General features: G+C 40.9%; 18 protein-coding genes, 1 tRNA gene and 1 riboswitch. Of the genes, 3 read left to right on the forward strand and 16 right to left on the reverse strand.

Annotation, left to right across the window (positions count from 1 at the left end; translation table 11 throughout):
- The first annotated feature begins 105 nt into the window (after positions 1-105).
- Positions 106-321, forward strand: a complete 216-nt coding sequence (locus B7695_RS11430) for a hypothetical protein (RefSeq protein WP_084890214.1) — start codon at positions 106-108, stop codon at positions 319-321.
- On the opposite strand, the gene B7695_RS05350 is transcribed toward B7695_RS11430, so the two are convergent.
- The 11 genes from B7695_RS05350 to B7695_RS05405 all read right to left on the reverse strand — a co-directional run bounded on the left by B7695_RS05350 (position 294) and on the right by B7695_RS05405 (position 9875).
- Entirely contained in the window at positions 294-1685 is a 1392-nt protein-coding gene (locus B7695_RS05350; RefSeq protein ID WP_084890216.1) for an APC family permease, read from the reverse strand. The genes B7695_RS11430 and B7695_RS05350 overlap by 28 nt on opposite strands.
- Before the next feature lie 214 nt (positions 1686-1899).
- Positions 1900-2874, reverse strand: coding sequence for a DUF1002 domain-containing protein (locus B7695_RS05360; protein ID WP_084890219.1), 975 nt, complete (start codon positions 2872-2874; stop codon positions 1900-1902).
- 73 nt (positions 2875-2947) lie between these two features.
- Positions 2948-3562 (reverse strand): cell wall hydrolase Pmp23, encoded by a 615-nt coding sequence (pmp23, locus tag B7695_RS05365; protein ID WP_084890221.1) that lies wholly within the window; start codon positions 3560-3562, stop codon positions 2948-2950.
- On the reverse strand, positions 3562-4536 hold the full coding sequence (locus tag B7695_RS05370) for a nucleoid-associated protein (RefSeq protein ID WP_192855735.1): 975 nt from the start codon (positions 4534-4536) through the stop codon (positions 3562-3564). Before B7695_RS05370 ends, pmp23 begins: the two co-directional genes overlap by 1 nt.
- 7 nt (positions 4537-4543) lie before the next feature.
- The gene (gene glyA, locus B7695_RS05375) at positions 4544-5800 is read right to left on the reverse strand and encodes a serine hydroxymethyltransferase (RefSeq protein WP_084890226.1); all 1257 of its coding nucleotides are present in this window, start codon (positions 5798-5800) and stop codon (positions 4544-4546) included.
- 62 nt (positions 5801-5862) lie between these two features.
- Entirely contained in the window at positions 5863-6294 is a 432-nt protein-coding gene (locus tag B7695_RS05380) for a GNAT family N-acetyltransferase (RefSeq protein WP_084890229.1), read from the reverse strand.
- Between the two features lies 1 nt (position 6295).
- Positions 6296-6898, reverse strand: coding sequence for an L-threonylcarbamoyladenylate synthase (locus tag B7695_RS05385; RefSeq protein ID WP_192855736.1), 603 nt, complete (start codon positions 6896-6898; stop codon positions 6296-6298).
- A complete protein-coding gene (gene prmC / locus B7695_RS05390; protein ID WP_084890234.1) occupies positions 6882-7718 on the reverse strand; it encodes a peptide chain release factor N(5)-glutamine methyltransferase in 837 nt (278 codons plus the stop codon). The genes B7695_RS05385 and prmC overlap by 17 nt, the downstream gene beginning before the upstream one ends.
- Positions 7718-8797 carry a peptide chain release factor 1 gene (gene prfA / locus B7695_RS05395; protein ID WP_001028815.1) on the reverse strand — a complete coding sequence of 360 codons (1080 nt, stop codon included), beginning with the start codon at positions 8795-8797 and terminating at the stop codon, positions 7718-7720. The genes prmC and prfA overlap by 1 nt, the downstream gene beginning before the upstream one ends.
- A 9-nt stretch (positions 8798-8806) precedes the next feature.
- Positions 8807-9286, reverse strand: a complete 480-nt coding sequence (locus B7695_RS05400) for a GNAT family N-acetyltransferase (protein ID WP_084890237.1) — start codon at positions 9284-9286, stop codon at positions 8807-8809.
- Positions 9276-9875 carry a thymidine kinase gene (locus B7695_RS05405; protein ID WP_084890240.1) on the reverse strand — a complete coding sequence of 200 codons (600 nt, stop codon included), beginning with the start codon at positions 9873-9875 and terminating at the stop codon, positions 9276-9278. Before B7695_RS05405 ends, B7695_RS05400 begins: the two co-directional genes overlap by 11 nt.
- Before the next feature lie 123 nt (positions 9876-9998).
- On the opposite strand from B7695_RS05405, the gene B7695_RS05410 reads away from it, so the two are divergent.
- Both B7695_RS05410 and mnmE read left to right on the forward strand, forming a co-directional pair.
- Complete coding sequence (locus B7695_RS05410) at positions 9999-10181, forward strand: 4-oxalocrotonate tautomerase (RefSeq protein ID WP_001117401.1); 183 nt, start codon at positions 9999-10001, stop codon at positions 10179-10181.
- A 137-nt stretch (positions 10182-10318) separates the two neighbouring features.
- The gene (gene mnmE / locus B7695_RS05415) at positions 10319-11692 is read left to right on the forward strand and encodes a tRNA uridine-5-carboxymethylaminomethyl(34) synthesis GTPase MnmE (protein WP_084890242.1); all 1374 of its coding nucleotides are present in this window, start codon (positions 10319-10321) and stop codon (positions 11690-11692) included.
- Positions 11693-11737: 45 nt separating this feature from the next.
- On the opposite strand, the gene dapA is transcribed toward mnmE, so the two are convergent.
- The 5 genes from dapA to B7695_RS05440 form a co-directional block, all read right to left on the reverse strand.
- Entirely contained in the window at positions 11738-12673 is a 936-nt protein-coding gene (gene dapA / locus B7695_RS05420; RefSeq protein WP_000121606.1) for a 4-hydroxy-tetrahydrodipicolinate synthase, read from the reverse strand.
- Positions 12674-12728: 55 nt separating this feature from the next.
- Positions 12729-13805, reverse strand: a complete 1077-nt coding sequence (locus B7695_RS05425; RefSeq protein WP_000542464.1) for an aspartate-semialdehyde dehydrogenase — start codon at positions 13803-13805, stop codon at positions 12729-12731.
- 272 nt (positions 13806-14077) lie between these two features.
- On the reverse strand, positions 14078-14320 hold the full coding sequence (locus tag B7695_RS11435; RefSeq protein WP_084890244.1) for a hypothetical protein: 243 nt from the start codon (positions 14318-14320) through the stop codon (positions 14078-14080).
- 104 nt (positions 14321-14424) lie between these two features.
- Positions 14425-14497 (reverse strand) — tRNA-Thr (locus tag B7695_RS05435).
- Positions 14498-14596: 99 nt separating this feature from the next.
- Positions 14597-15106, reverse strand: coding sequence for a QueT transporter family protein (locus B7695_RS05440; RefSeq protein ID WP_084890246.1), 510 nt, complete (start codon positions 15104-15106; stop codon positions 14597-14599).
- A riboswitch (PreQ1 riboswitch) is annotated at positions 15104-15200 on the reverse strand. (Overlaps the previous gene by 3 nt.)
- Positions 15201-15204: the final 4 nt, after the last annotated feature.

A 15204-nucleotide genomic window follows, 5' to 3' on the forward strand; every position in this document is an offset into this window, starting at 1 on the left:
AAATTTAATCTGTCAAGCTATTTCAAGAAAAAAATTGAAATTTCTTTCACATATAAAAATCTGCTGAGTTTCAACAACTCAACAGATTCTCACTTTATATACTCAATGAAAATCAAAGAGCAAACTAGGAAGCTAGCCACAGGCTACTCAAAACACTGTTTTGAGGTTGTAGATAAGACTGACGAAGTCAGCTCAAAACATGTTTTTGAGGTTGTAGATGAAACTGACGAAGTCAGTAACCATACATACGGCAAGGCGAAGCTGACGTGGTTTGAAGAGATTTTCGAAGAGTATTATTCTTCTATGGTAGAATGCTTATAACCATAAGTGAAGTAAATAATACTTCCTACTAACAACGCAACTAGGAAAGCAATCCAAGTTTCCACATTATACTGCAACATGAAGGACAAACAAATGATGATTGATAAAATTGGTAATAATGGTACCAGTGGTGTTTTAAATTCTCCAGCTTTGGGCATCCCCTTTTCTCTCCGTAAGCGAATCAAACCATAAGCCAACATGATCAAGTAGGCCAAGGTACAAATGTTTAAGAAGGCTGCGATACTGGCTAGTGGGAATATTCCTGCAGCTACCGCTGAGGCTAGACCCGTCAAGATAGTAGCATTCTTTGGTACCTTGCTAGTCTTCGTTAGTTCTTTAAAGGCGGCAGGCATCAATCCGTCACGTGCTAAACTGTAAATCATACGCGATAGGGCATAGGTCATCGAAATACAAACTGTAATCAAGGTCAAGATAGCCACTAATGACACATAGTTGGCTGCCCAATTAATCCCAACGCTACGAAGGGCAAAGGCAACGGCATCATCAACATTTAGATGACTATAGTGAACCACACCAGTCAAAACAAGCGTCACCAAGGCATAAAGAATGGTTACGATAGAAAGCGATAAAACAATCCCTCTAGGAATATTTTTTTGAGGAGTCTTGACCTCATCTACGGCCATAGAGATGGATTCAAATCCCAAAAAACCGAAGAACATCAAGGACGCACCAGCCATAATACCGGTACTAGCGCCATAGATTTGTCCAAAACCATAAGGAGCAAAATTGCTCCAATTATCAAGTTTGATATGCCAAATTCCTACTAAAACAAAGAGAGCTAAAGCGGAAAATTTCAAAATAACTAGAATAGAATTAAAACGTAATGCTGCTTTAGCATTGAGTAAAACAAGTGAGGTCACCAAGACCAAGACAAGAATAGGCAATAAATCAACAAATGTCCCTGCTTGAGGATTAAAGGTACCATTTAAAGCCTGAGGAAGGGCTATCCCATATTGAGAAAGCAAGCCTTTAAAATAAGCTGCCCAACCCGAAGCCACACCAGATATGGCTGTCATGAATTCCATCATGGTTAACCAACCAGCCAACCAAGCTGGAAATTCTCCTAAGATAGCATAGAGATAACTGTAGGCACCACCTGTAGCAGGTACTCGTGAAGCAAATTCTGCAAAAAAGAGGGCTGATAATCCCACACACAAGGCAGAAATGACGATTGAAATCACTAGGGCTGGACCAGCTAGAGTTGCGGCTGCAGTACCTGTAATTGTAAAGACACCTGTCCCTACCATGGCTCCGATACCCAGCAAAATCAAATCCCATAACTTCAAATGCCTGTGCATCTCTGTTTTATCTAAACTAACGTTCTTTGTTCTAAATATATTCATCTTTGACTCCAAAATAAAATGATGATTCTATTTTACCATAAATATAGGAGATTTGTGAATATTTATAAAACATTTTTCTGAAAAAATCTGACTACCTTTTTGTAATAGCTTATACTCAATGAAAATCAAAGAGCAAACTAGGAAACTAGCCACAGGCTGTACTTGAGTACGGCAAGGCGACGTTGACGTGGTTTGAAGAGATTTTCGAAGAGTATTAAGAACCAAAACTCTTGAAGAAGTTGACAATGGCTTGCCAGAGGGAGCTTAAGAAGTTACCGCCGTCCTCTAGCGCCTTATCAGCATCAAAGTTAAGGTTAATATTTTTAAAACTGTCGCCAGCTTGTGAAACAATACTTTGTTTAAGGTCATTCAGGGTTTTAGTGAAGTCTGCATTGCTGAGGATATCACTTTTTGAAAGATTCAAAGCAAAATTGATGATGATATTGATCTGGTTTCCTGTTATAAGCTGATCAAGTTTGTAATTTTTTAAGGTATCTTCAACGATTTTACGGACATCTTCCTCCGTCAGATTTCCCTTGCTTTCTTTAGCTTTGGCGAGTCCTGACTTAATATCTGCTAGGGCAACGTTTAATTTATTAGCATCATAGCCAGTTTTGTCCTTGTTTTCAGCATTGATATCGGACAAAGCCTTTAGCTCTTCTTGAGCCAAATCTTTGTTGGCTTGTGGCACCTTAGCTCCATTAGCCTCTAGCGAATAATAAATTCCTGCTAAAGCACTTTCTCCTGTAACTGGAATGGGGGCTGCAACAGTGATTTTGGCATGTTCCACTCCCAAAGTTACAGCTGCATTTCGGTACATATCCTGCGTCACCTTAGTGATGTTTTCTGGTGTTTCAATCTTGACCTCAAGTGGCGATTTGTCACCTAGCTTTTGAATCTTGGCTGATGAATACAATTGTAAGCTAGAGTCATTGGCAACATTCATAATCTTAGAATAGACATCAGGTGTCATGGTCTTGAGTTCTTTGGTGTCTGTTGAGGCATTGTAGCCTAGTTTTTTTAGGGTTTGATTTTTTTGCTCTTCAGACAATGATGAACCTAGGACATATTCAGGTTGGACATAGGTTTCATCAATAACTTTTTGAACATCTGTTGCTGCATGGACACTATTCATAGCTGTTACCGCCCACAAGACCGCAGCACTAGTCAGAAAGAGTTTCTTTCTCATAGGGAATTTCCTCCTTTACCTTTCTAGAGTAATATATCTATCTTAAAGAAAACTTATAACAAAAACACCTGGACTAGCCAGATGTCGAAAAGATAGTGAAACATTTGATGATGTAAAGGTTGAGTTGCACCTGTCTAGAATAATAATAGTTTCCTCCATTTACATAGAGTTCGGCTCCATGAAAAATAGAAATGGGATGAATATAACTATAAGTCTTTCCAGTGGTATTGCCAAGCAAGGGAGCAACAGTCTCACGAGAGTACTGTTTGGCCAGAGCCAAGGTGTTTTCCTTACCATTTTGGGCGATAAAATCGATATAGGCAGGTCCAAAATTATAGGCTTGAACAGCCGTCCAGACATCTACCCCCTTCTTCTGGGCCAGATAGAGATTGTCTGTCAGAGTTTGAACGCCTTGCCGAATGCTAGAGGCGTTATCATTGATGGTATTGGTTGAACCACTTGCAGACTCACTAGATTGCATAACATCGCCTTCTTTTCCTTTTGTTTCGGTATAAATCATAGCGAGCACAAGTTCTTCGTTTGCTGGGGTGTCTTTTTCACTCAAGATTTCGCGCACCATGGGTTGATAGGTCATGACTTGCTTGACATCTTGGTGAACACGGTAAGCTTTATAGCCAGCAAAAAGGAAGACTGCTAGTACAAGCACTCTTCGAATTCGTTTAAACATTATTTACTTTGAATATCCTCGATATTTTTGATTAAGATAGAGTAGGTTCCATTGTCATTTTGGATAAACTCAACAGACTCGGCGTCTTGATAAACGTTATTGGGAACGATGAGCTCAATTCCATTTGACAAGGAGAGTTTTTGGTTTTCAAATTTCTTTAATTGGCGACTGGCATCAATTTCATCAAACTGAACTGGCTCTGGTACAGCTTCCTTGACTTGGTCAATAAAGCTCAGACGAGCCGTCAGGTTGTTATCAAAAAGGTCATTGGCCAATTTCTCAGGTGACAATTCATTGCTTTCTTCTAGGTTGTTGAAAATCGCTGATTTGACCTTGGATTGAAATTGAAAATCGTCTGTATTAAAAGATTCAGCAATTCTCTGTGCCGTTTTTTCTAGTTCCTTGATGGATTTCTTAGGAGAAATCTTGGGGGCGACGGCAAGAAGATTTTCTGAAAAATAGTTCAAAAAAGTTCCGTTGTACTTGATTCGTTTTTCAATCAGATGGTACTTGCGACTCTGAAGGTTGACCACCAAGGCTTCGTCAGCACCCGTTCCAAATCCAGGCAGGTTATTCTGAGTCAGCTTGATTGGATTATCAACTTCTCCTCCGAGGTGAGTCAAGGTCTCACGCAGAGCAATTCGCAAGAAAGCGAAATGCTCTATACCTTCTTTAGAAAATTGCACAAAAATCAAGTCATTGGTCTTGAGATTTTCTGAAATACTGAACTCCTCTTTCCATAGATTAGCCAGCTTTACTGATGTCTCCAACAAATCGTCTGTGATATGATTGAAGAAGGGATTTTCTTCCTCGAAAATCCCAGTCTTGGCTTCATCTGAATACACACGTTCAATTTTTTTACGCAGGTATTCTTCGATTTTTGGAGTAATATTGAGAAACTTATCCGCTAGGAACAGCTCGGTATCATCCGGACTGAACTGGTGGATAATGGCTTTCTTAATATAAATATCCATAAAAATTTTAGTCCTCGTATAATGGGAAGGCATCCGTCAATTCTTTGACTGCACTTCTCACTTCTGCTAATACAGCCTCATTTTCTGCATTCTTAAGGGTTTTAATGATGAGTTCAGCCACTTTGCGACTCTCTTCTTCACCAAATCCACGCGCAGTAATGGCTGCAGATCCGATACGAATCCCACTTGTCTTGAATGGTGACAAGGTTTCGTAAGGAATTGAGTTTTTATTTAGGGTAATATTGACTTCATCCAGCAAGTTTTGAGCAACTTTTCCGTTTTCTACAACTTTAGTCACATCCACTAGGAAGAGATGGTTTTCAGTCCCGCCAGAAATAATACGGAAATCAGGGTCTTGCAAGAAGACATCTGCCATAGCCTTGCTGTTCTTGATAACATTAGCAGCATATTCCTTGAAGGCTGGATCTAATACTTCTTTGAAGGAAACTGCCTTAGCAGCAACAACATGCTCCAAAGGACCGCCCTGAATACCTGGGAAAATAGCTGAATTGATCTTCTTAGCTAGTTCCTCATCATTGGTCAAAATCAAACCACCACGAGGGCCACGAAGGGTTTTGTGGGTTGTGGTTGTCGTGATATGAGCGTATGGTACTGGACTTGGGTGAAGACCAGCAGCAACCAAACCAGCGATATGAGCCATATCTACCATAAGTTTAGCCCCAACAGCGTCCGCAATTTCACGGAATTTTGAAAAGTCGATAATTTGAGAATAGGCTGAAGCACCTGCTACGATCAATTTTGGCTTTACTTCTTGGGCTTGTTTCAAGATAGCATCAAAATCCAAGAGTTCCGTTTCAGGGTCCACACTATAAGAAACAAAGTTGTAGGTTTGACCAGAGAAGCTGACAGGAGCTCCGTGGGTCAAATGTCCACCTGCTGCCAAATCCATCCCCATAACCGTATCACCCGGCTCAATCAAGGCCATGTAAGCCGCACAGTTAGCTTGGCTTCCTGAGTGAGGTTGGACATTGGCAAATTTAGCGCCGAAAATTTCTTTTGCACGTTCAATAGCTAGACTTTCTACCACGTCTACCACATCAGTTCCACCATAATAACGGCGGCCTGGGTAGCCTTCGGCGTATTTATTCGTCAAGATAGACCCTTGAGCTGCCATAACAGCCTTGGAAACTACGTTTTCCGAAGCAATCAACTCAATGTTATTTTGTTGGCGTTCTTCTTCTTTGGCAATAGCATTCCAGAGATCAGCATCGTATGCTTTAAAATCATCTTTGTCAAAAATCATAGGTCTTCTCCTTTTATTATGTGACTAGTCCATTAGTTTAATTTTCTTATTAGAAAATTAAACTAAAAGATGCGAATAAACCGTTTCTGCATTTTATCACAAGTATAACCAACTTTTTCATAAAATGCATGAGCACCCAGACGATGATCGGCTGAGTTTAAGCGGATAAACCCGTAACCACGTCTTTTTGCTTCTTCTTCCAACCCTTGTAATAAGCTTTTACCAATACCTTGACATTGCGCTCGAGGTGAAACTGCTAAGGCTAAAATATTAAATCCTGCTTTAGAATAAAGTGATTCATAGACCTCAGCGTGGACATATCCAAGCAAGGCATGACTAGCTTCATCCTCATAAGCAAGTAGGAAATGATGTGAATCCTGAGATAATCTAGCTAGTTGACTAACTGTGTCCTCTGGACTAAAAGAATAACCCAAAGCATCTTGGTTGATGTCACATATGGCTTTCACATCTGTTTCTTGTAAATCTCTTAGCATCTCATTCCTCCTCAAAAGAAATCTCTGGCAACCGAGCAAGAATATCTTCTCGCTTAATGGCCCCTTGGCGTAAGATTTTCACCTTGTCTCCAGACAAGTCCAAAATAGTTGAATCTTGTCCAGTTAGAAAAGCATCGTCTTCCAGTCCCAGAACCTCTTGATCAAAATCCTTCAGAATTTGTTCAAAGGTTACTCCACTTGCCTGACCTGAAATATTGGCAGACGGCCCAATCAAGGGTCCCGTCTCTCGAATCAAATCAAGGGTAATGGGATGACTAGGCATCCGAAATCCAACAGTCGCGAGGCCAGAATTGACCCAATAGGGAACTCGGTCATTGGCTTCTAGGATAATGGTCAAGGGACCTGGCAAAAAGGTCTCTACAAGTTTTTGCAGATAAGATGGTTGATTCTTAGAAAAGTGAAAGATGTCCTCTAGAGAGGCGATATTGAGATTGAGTGCCTTATCTCTAGGACGACGTTTGAGCTGGTATACATGATCAACTGCTTTTTCGTCTAGAGCCTTGGCAAAGAGACCGTAAACCGTCTCTGTAGGCAGAACAACAGCTCCACCCTTTTCCAACTCTTGCCTAATCCTGTCCATCATCAACGACAACCATCCTATCTTGACCAAACTGGTCCTTGAGTGTTCGAACTCGCTTTTCAGGAATATGCTTCCTAAAAAGTTCAGGAACACTTTGACCTTGCTTGTATCCAATTTCAAGGTAAATCTTACCACCATCTTTGAGATAGTCTGTTGCATCTTCCGCAATTCTACGGTAAATAGCTAGGCCATCCTCGTCTGCAAAGAGAGCTAGATGAGGCTCCGAATGCAAGACATTCAAGCCTACCTCTGACTCATCTTCACGAGAGATATAGGGTGGATTGGAAACAATTATATCATATTTTTCAGAAATTTCTGTAAAACAGTCAGATTTTTTTAAAAATATTTGAAGATTTTGATTTTTAGCATTTTCGCTAGCTACATCTAAAGCATCTTGGGAAATATCTGCTGCTGTCACTGACCAATCTGGTCTTTTTTTTGCTAAGGCGAGAGCAATAGCTCCACTACCTGTTCCGATATCCAGAACTGAAAGATTTGTCTCAGGATTTTCAGCTAGAATAAGCTCCACTAACTCCTCTGTCTCTGGACGGGGAATCAAAACCCGCTCATCAACTTTTAGCTGCATTCCATAAAAATCTGCCTGTCCAATGATGTACTGTGCCGGTTTATGAGCTGCTAACTGTTGGAAAATTTCTTTTACAAATACTTCTTCCTCTTCCGTCACTTCCTGCTGGAGGGCAAAAACAAAGTCTGTAAACGTGAGGTCTTTCAGACTACGATAGACAAAAGAGAGGCTTTCTGCTTCCTCTCCCTGTCTTATCAATTCTTCTTCAAAATCTGAAAATAATTGAGCTAATTTCATTATTTATTTAATTCTTCTAATTTTTGCGTTTGGTCATAGAGAACCAAGGCATCCACAACTTCATCCAATTTACCAGACAAAATGGTATCTAGTTTTTGGAGGGTCAAACCAATACGATGGTCTGTGACACGGTTTTGTGGGAAATTATAAGTACGGATTCGTTCTGAACGGTCACCAGTACCGATTGTCGACTTACGCTCAGCGTCTTGTTCATCTTGTGCAATCTGAGCAAAGTGGTCAGCAACACGCGCACGGATGATTTTCATGGCTTTCTCACGGTTCTTCTGCTGGGTACGTTCTTCCTGCATCTCAACCTTTATATTGGTTGGCAAGTGAACGATACGAACCGCAGTCGCAACCTTATTGACGTTCTGTCCACCAGCACCAGAGGCATGATAGATGTCAACACGAAGGTCTTTTGGATCAATATCGTATTCTACTTCTTCGACTTCAGGCATGACAAGGACTGTCGCTGTCGAAGTATGTACACGGCCTTGGCTTTCTGTCACAGGGACACGTTGTACACGGTGGGCACCTGATTCGTACTTGAGTTTAGAGTATACAGATTGACCCGAAACCATGGCAACGACTTCTTTGAAACCACCAACACCATTCATAGAAGCCTCCATGACTTCAAAGCGCCACCCTTGGGCTTCTGCATACTTTTGGTACATAGTTAGCAAATCCCCAGCAAAAAGTGCCGCTTCGTCACCACCAGCCGCACCACGAATTTCAAGGATGATGTTCTTGTCATCGTTTGGATCCTTTGGAAGGAGCAAGATTTTCAGTTTTTCTTCGTATTCTTCTTTTTCAGCCTTGGCATCTTTGAGTTCTTGCTTGGCCATTTCTTCCAAGTCAGCATCTCCACCTGATTCCTTAATCATTTCTTCAGCGTCAACGATGTTTTGAAGGACTTGTTTGTACTCACGGTAGGCTGTTACTGTATCACGAGTTGAAGCCTCTTCTTTTGAGAGTTCCATGAAACGCTTGGTGTCCGAAACCACATCTGGGTCACTGAGCAACTCTCCTAATTCTTCATAACGGTCTTCTACAGCTTGTAGTTGATCATAGATGTTCATTTTTTCTCCTTATTTCTCAATTGTTAAATCATAGATTGCTACTACTTCGTTCTCGGATAATTCCCCAGTTTCTTTAAATCCATAACTGAGGTAACAAGATCTTGCATGTTCATTTTCTGGTTCATAAGACAACCAAAGTTTATTGCTTAAACCTGCTGGCGCTGTCCGAACATAGTCTAGTACTTTATCCATAATTGGTTTAAAATATCCTTGATTTTGAAAATTCTTATCAATCATAAAACGAAATAGTAAATAATTTCCACTACTAATTCCGATCTTTTTATCATAAGCTATCATCACAAAACCTATAATTGCATCATTATCATAAACTGCCAATGGAGCTACAAAATCTCCATTTTTAGTGTAGACGTATGCTTCAGCTAAACTAATTGCGTTGGTAGCAATGAATTGTTTTTGATATTCCTTGACATCCAAATTCAAAACATCAAAATAATTTTCCATTGTAACATCTCTTAGTTCAATTGTCATAGTTTTGCTCCTTGTTAGAGGTTATCATTGGCGCAAAATAATGTTTACGGCAAACCGAGATATAGGTTTCATTGCCACCAATCTGAATCTGCTCACCATCGTAAACGGGCAATCCATCCTGTGTTCGCAAAACCATAATCGCCTTTTTCTTACAATACTGACATATGGTCTTGATTTCGTCAATCTTGTCTGCTAAGAGCAGGAGATACTTGGAACCTTCGAACAACTCATTGCGAAAGTCATTTTTTAAACCAAAAGCCATGACAGGTATGTCTAACTCGTCAACAACACGAGCCAGGTCGTAAACATGGTGACGCTTGAGAAACTGGGCCTCATCGACCAAAACACAGTAAGGCTTTTCTGGTAGGTCTCGGATATAGCCAAAGATATCCGTCGTCTCCTCAATCGCAAGAGCAGGGCGTTTCATACCGATTCGGCTCGACACATAGCCAACACCGTCACGCGTATCCAGAGCAGAGGTCATAATCACAACACCTTTTCCTTGCTCCTCATAGTTATAGGCTACCTTGAGAATCTCAATCGTTTTACCAGAGTTCATGGTCCCATAACGATAATACAACTGTGCCATGTTTCTTGCTTCACGTCCATTTCTAAATTTTTGCTACATTCTAGTATATCATAATTTTCTTAAGCTTTAAACGGCAAAATGTGGTAAAATAGAAGAAATCAAAAACTAGTGGAGGAAGCCATTATGCCATTTGTACGCATCGATTTATTTGAAGGACGCACGCTCGAGCAAAAAAAAGCTCTTGCTAAGGAAGTAACAGAAGCTGTTGTTCGCAACACAGGAGCCCCTCAATCTGCTGTCCATGTCATCATCAACGACATGCCAGAAGGAACTTACTTCCCACAAGGGGAAATGCGCACCAAATAAGCTAGCTTAAGCAGAATTGCTTAGGCTTTTTCAATCTCCAAGTAGCATCCATTGAAGAAATAGCCTAAATTTGTTACAATTTGAAAAGATACTTGGAAAAATTTCCAAGAAAAGAGCTATTTATTAAAGGAAACATTATGATTACACGTGAATTTGATACCATCGCTGCTATCTCCACTCCACTAGGTGAAGGGGCTATCGGTATTGTCCGCCTGAGCGGAGAAGAAAGTTTTGCTATTGCGCAAAAGATTTTTAAAGGAAAAGACTTGAACAAGGTTGCTAGCCATACCCTTAACTACGGTCACATCGTTGACCCTCAGACAGGAAAAATTATGGACGAGGTTATGGTTGGGGCTATGAAGTCTCCAAAAACCTTCACTCGTGAGGATATTATCGAGATTAACACCCACGGTGGGATTGCGGTGACCAATGAAATTCTCCAGCTAGCTATTCGTGAAGGGGCTCGGTTGGCAGAACCTGGTGAATTTACCAAACGTGCCTTCCTAAATGGACGTGTGGACTTGACTCAGGCTGAGGCGGTCATGGATATCATCCGCGCCAAGACAGACAAGGCCATGAACATTGCGGTCAAACAACTTGATGGTTCCCTTTCTGAGCTGATTAATAATACCCGTCAAGAAATCCTCAATACACTTGCCCAAGTTGAGGTCAATATCGACTATCCTGAGTATGACGATGTTGAGGAAGCGACTACTGCTGTTGTCCGAGAGAAGACAATGGAGTTTGAGCAATTGCTAACCAATCTTCTTAGAACAGCCCGTCGCGGCAAAATCCTTCGTGAAGGAATTTCAACAGCTATCATCGGACGTCCCAACGTTGGGAAATCCAGCCTTCTCAACAACCTCTTGCGTGAAGACAAGGCTATCGTGACTGATATTGCTGGTACTACCCGAGATGTCATCGAAGAATACGTCAACATCAACGGTGTTCCTCTCAAGTTGATTGATACAGCTGGAATCCGTGAAACAGATGACATCGTCGAACAAATTGGAGTTGAGCGATCGAAGAAAGCTCTCAAGGAAGCCGACTTAGTTCTTCTAGTGCTAAATGCTAGCGAGCCACTGACCACCCAAGACAGACAACTCTTAGAAATCAGTCAGGATACCAACCGCATTATTCTACTTAATAAAACAGACCTACCTGAAGCGATTGAAACTTCGGAACTACCTGAAGATGTCATCCGCATTTCAGTCCTTAAAAATCAAAACATTGATAAGATAGAAGAGAGAATCAACAACCTCTTCTTTGAAAATGCTGGTTTGGTTGAGCAAGACGCAACCTACCTATCAAATGCCCGTCACATTTCCTTGATTGAGAAGGCCGTTGAAAGCTTACAAGCTGTTAATGAAGGTCTTGAACTGGGGATGCCTGTTGATTTACTTCAAGTTGATTTGACTCGTACTTGGGAAATACTCGGAGAAATCACTGGAGATGCTGCTCCTGATGAACTCATCACCCAACTCTTTAGCCAATTCTGTTTAGGAAAATAAGAAAAATCCATGATCCTTCATCCGGTCATGGATTTTATTGTCTTATTAGTAATCTGGTCTTAAGACCCCTGTTACAGTTGCCTTAGTTGCTTCGTAGTCGCCATCTACGACAACCTTGATAATGCGTTTGGCATCTTCTTCTGGTGCTGGAACAAGAGGTAGACGAGTTGGTCCAGCTTCAAATCCCATATAGTTCAAAACTGCCTTAACTGGAGCAGGACTTGGATAAGAGAAGAGGGCATTGACCTTAGGAATGAATTTACGTTGAATAGCTGCAGCCTTCTTCATATCGCTTTCTGCAATGGCAGTAAACATCTCGTGCATTTCATCCCCATTTGTATGAGAGGCAACAGAAATAACCCCATCCGCACCAAGATTCATGGCATGGAAAGCATCTCCATCCTCACCTGTATAAATCAAGAACTCTTCAGGCTTGTGTTCAATCAAGTAAGCCATATTTGCCAAGCTAGTACATTCTTTAACACCAATGATATTTGGATGGTCAGCCAAACGAAGCATGGTTTCTGGAGTTAATTCGACAACCACACGCCCTGGAATGTTATAGATAATAATTGGTAGGTCAGAAGCATCTGCAATGGCTTTAAAATGCTGATACATTCCTTCTTGAGAAGGTTTGTTGTAGTAAGGAACAATAGCAAGCCCAGCAGCAAAACCGCCAAATTCCGCTACTTCTTTGACAAACTCAATAGAATCACGCGTATCATTGGTACCTACACCCGCAATCAAGGGAACGCGTCCATTGACAATCTTTTGTACAGCCGCAAAGAGTTCCAACTCCTCATCGTGGGTTAGAGTTGGACTCTCAGCAGTGGTCCCTGCGAGAAGAATTCCATCCGTATGATGGGCCAATAAATGCTCAATCAAGGCTGGAATGGCATCAAAATTGATGGAACCATCCTCATGGAAGGGGGTAATAAAGGCTGTGATGATTTTACACTCTTTTAAATCTTGATAAGACATGAAAACACCTCTCTATTTCAAAGAAGGAGTTCATCTGAACTCCTAAACGATATGACTATTTTAATTCAAATTTCAATTCAGCTGTTGGACGAACCAAGCCACGTTCGTGAAGAGTTTCTGCAATCTGAACTGAGTTCCAAGCAGCACCTTTGAGCAGGTTGTCTGAAACAACCCACATGTGAATTCCTTTTTCAGCATCCAAGTCTTTACGGATACGACCAACAAAGGTATCACGCGAACCAACTGCATTGATAGCTTGAGGATAGATTTGATGAGCTACATCATCTTCGAGAACAGCACCCGGGAAGGCTGCGATAGCTGCTTTGACTTCTTCGATTGGAGCCACTTCTTTTGTTTCGATATAAACTGACTCAGAGTGAGCTGACAAGACTGGAATACGCACACATGTTGCAGATACTGCAATGCTATCATCTTCCATAATTTTCTTAGTTTCCTTGGTCATCTTCATCTCTTCGTATGTGTAATCATTGTCAGTGAAGACATCAATTTGTGGAAGAGCATTGAAGGCGATAGGATAGTGTTTCTTATCACCACCTGAAGGCAAGATTTCCGCATGCAAATCACGTGGGGTTACACCATCATTCAAGACTTCACGAAGTTCACGTTGTGTCTCAAGAATTGCTCCCATACCAGCACCTGAAACTGCTTGGTAAGTTGAAACGATGATACGGTCCAAGCCCCATTTTTGGCGAACTGGCTCAAGAGCTACCATCATTTGGATTGTTGAACAGTTAGGGCAGGCAATGATCCCGTTGTGGGCATCAAGTGCATGAGCATTGACCTCTGGAACAACCAAAGGAACATCTGGATTTTGACGGAAGTAAGATGTATTATCTACTACTACCGCTCCAGCTTTAACTGCGTATGGTGCATACTTAGCTGATGTAGAACCACCTGCTGAAAAGAGAGCAATATCAACTCCTTCAAAAGCTGTTTCAGTCGTTTCTTCAATCGTAATATCTTGATCTTTAAATTTCAAAGTCTTGCCTGCTGAACGTGCAGAAGCAAGTAAACGAATTTTATCGATTGGAAGTGTTGATTCTTCCAACATTTTTATCATTTGAGCACCGACAGCACCTGTCGCGCCGACTACAGCAACTGTATATCCCATAAATAACCTCTTTCGGAATTTTCTAAAAATTTCTATAATAGATGTATTATACTACTTTTTCCATGAATTGCAAAGCTTTTTCATCATTTTTTGGAAAATAAAAATCCCCAGTCGCTAGACCAGGGACTAAGAGGCATCTTCATGTGATGAGCAGGTTCACACAACTCATCAAGGTCCGCTCCTGCGTTATGACCTCCTTATGCTCAATAGTAGTCCGAAGACTACCTATCGACTCATCGCATCTTCTATTCTACTAAAGAGAATGACTTTTGTCAACAGACGAAACTCTTTATACTAAATTCAAACTTCGTCAGCGTCGCCTTACCGTATATATGGTTACTGACTTCGTCAGTTTCATCTACAACCTCAAAAACATGTTTTGAGCTGACTTCGTCAGTTTCATCTACAACCTCAAAAACATGTTTTGAGCTGACTTCGTCAGTCTTATCTACAACCTCAAAGCAGTGTTTTGAGCAACCTGCGGCTAGCTTCCTAGTTTGCTCTTTGATTTTCATTGAGTATTGGTTTTATTTACACAGGTGAATAGAAATATCTTTGAAACATTTTGGGAAAACATGACAAAAAACCTTGTAAATCAAGGTTTTTGCTGTCTATATCATGCTAATTGCCGGGATTGAACCGGCGACCTCATCCTTACCATGGATGCGCTCTGCCAACTGAGCTAAATCAGCTTACCTAGAAAGTATACTACAATTAGAAAAGCTTGTCAAGTTTCCTTAGATATTTTCCATAAGAAAAAGCCAGGTAAGAGCTACCTAGCTTGTCTTCTTCTATTTGCTTAAATCAATTCGACGACCAATTTTACCAATAATAATCGCTCCAATAATCAATGAGGCAAATTCACCGATACCTGTTGTAAACCAAGTAAGGAAAAATGGTAATTCTGCTACAATATTTAACTCCGCAGCGATGGTGAACATGGAAATTGAAAAGAGGATTGAAAATAAGAAATGATCTTTTCGAATCAATCCGTTAAAGAGGTAATCTTTGCTGTATTTTGCAAAAAGCCAAACACCTAGACTGAGGAATATCAAGGTTGAACCACCACCAACAAAGACATCTAACAGTCCGAAGCTAAAGAAATTAGCAATCATACAACCGATGGTAACTCCGATTATGTACTTAGGATTGTAAAAAGCCATAAAGTTCATCATTTCTGAAATACGAAACTGATAAGCACCATAGCTGATGGCATTTAGGGGCGGTGTAACAGTCAAAACGACATAGATAGCAGCAACGATTGCGATATCTGCAACATCACGAATAGTTAATTTTTTCATCTTTTCTCCTTTGGCGGTTGCCCGCGTGTAATATGCTTGGTGAAAGAAGCTAAGCACCAAGGGTTGCTTTATTCAACCTTACCAGTATAGCACAATAG

Origin of the sequence: Streptococcus mitis (assembly GCF_002096845.1) — a bacterium.
GTDB lineage: Bacteria > Bacillota > Bacilli > Lactobacillales > Streptococcaceae > Streptococcus > Streptococcus mitis_A.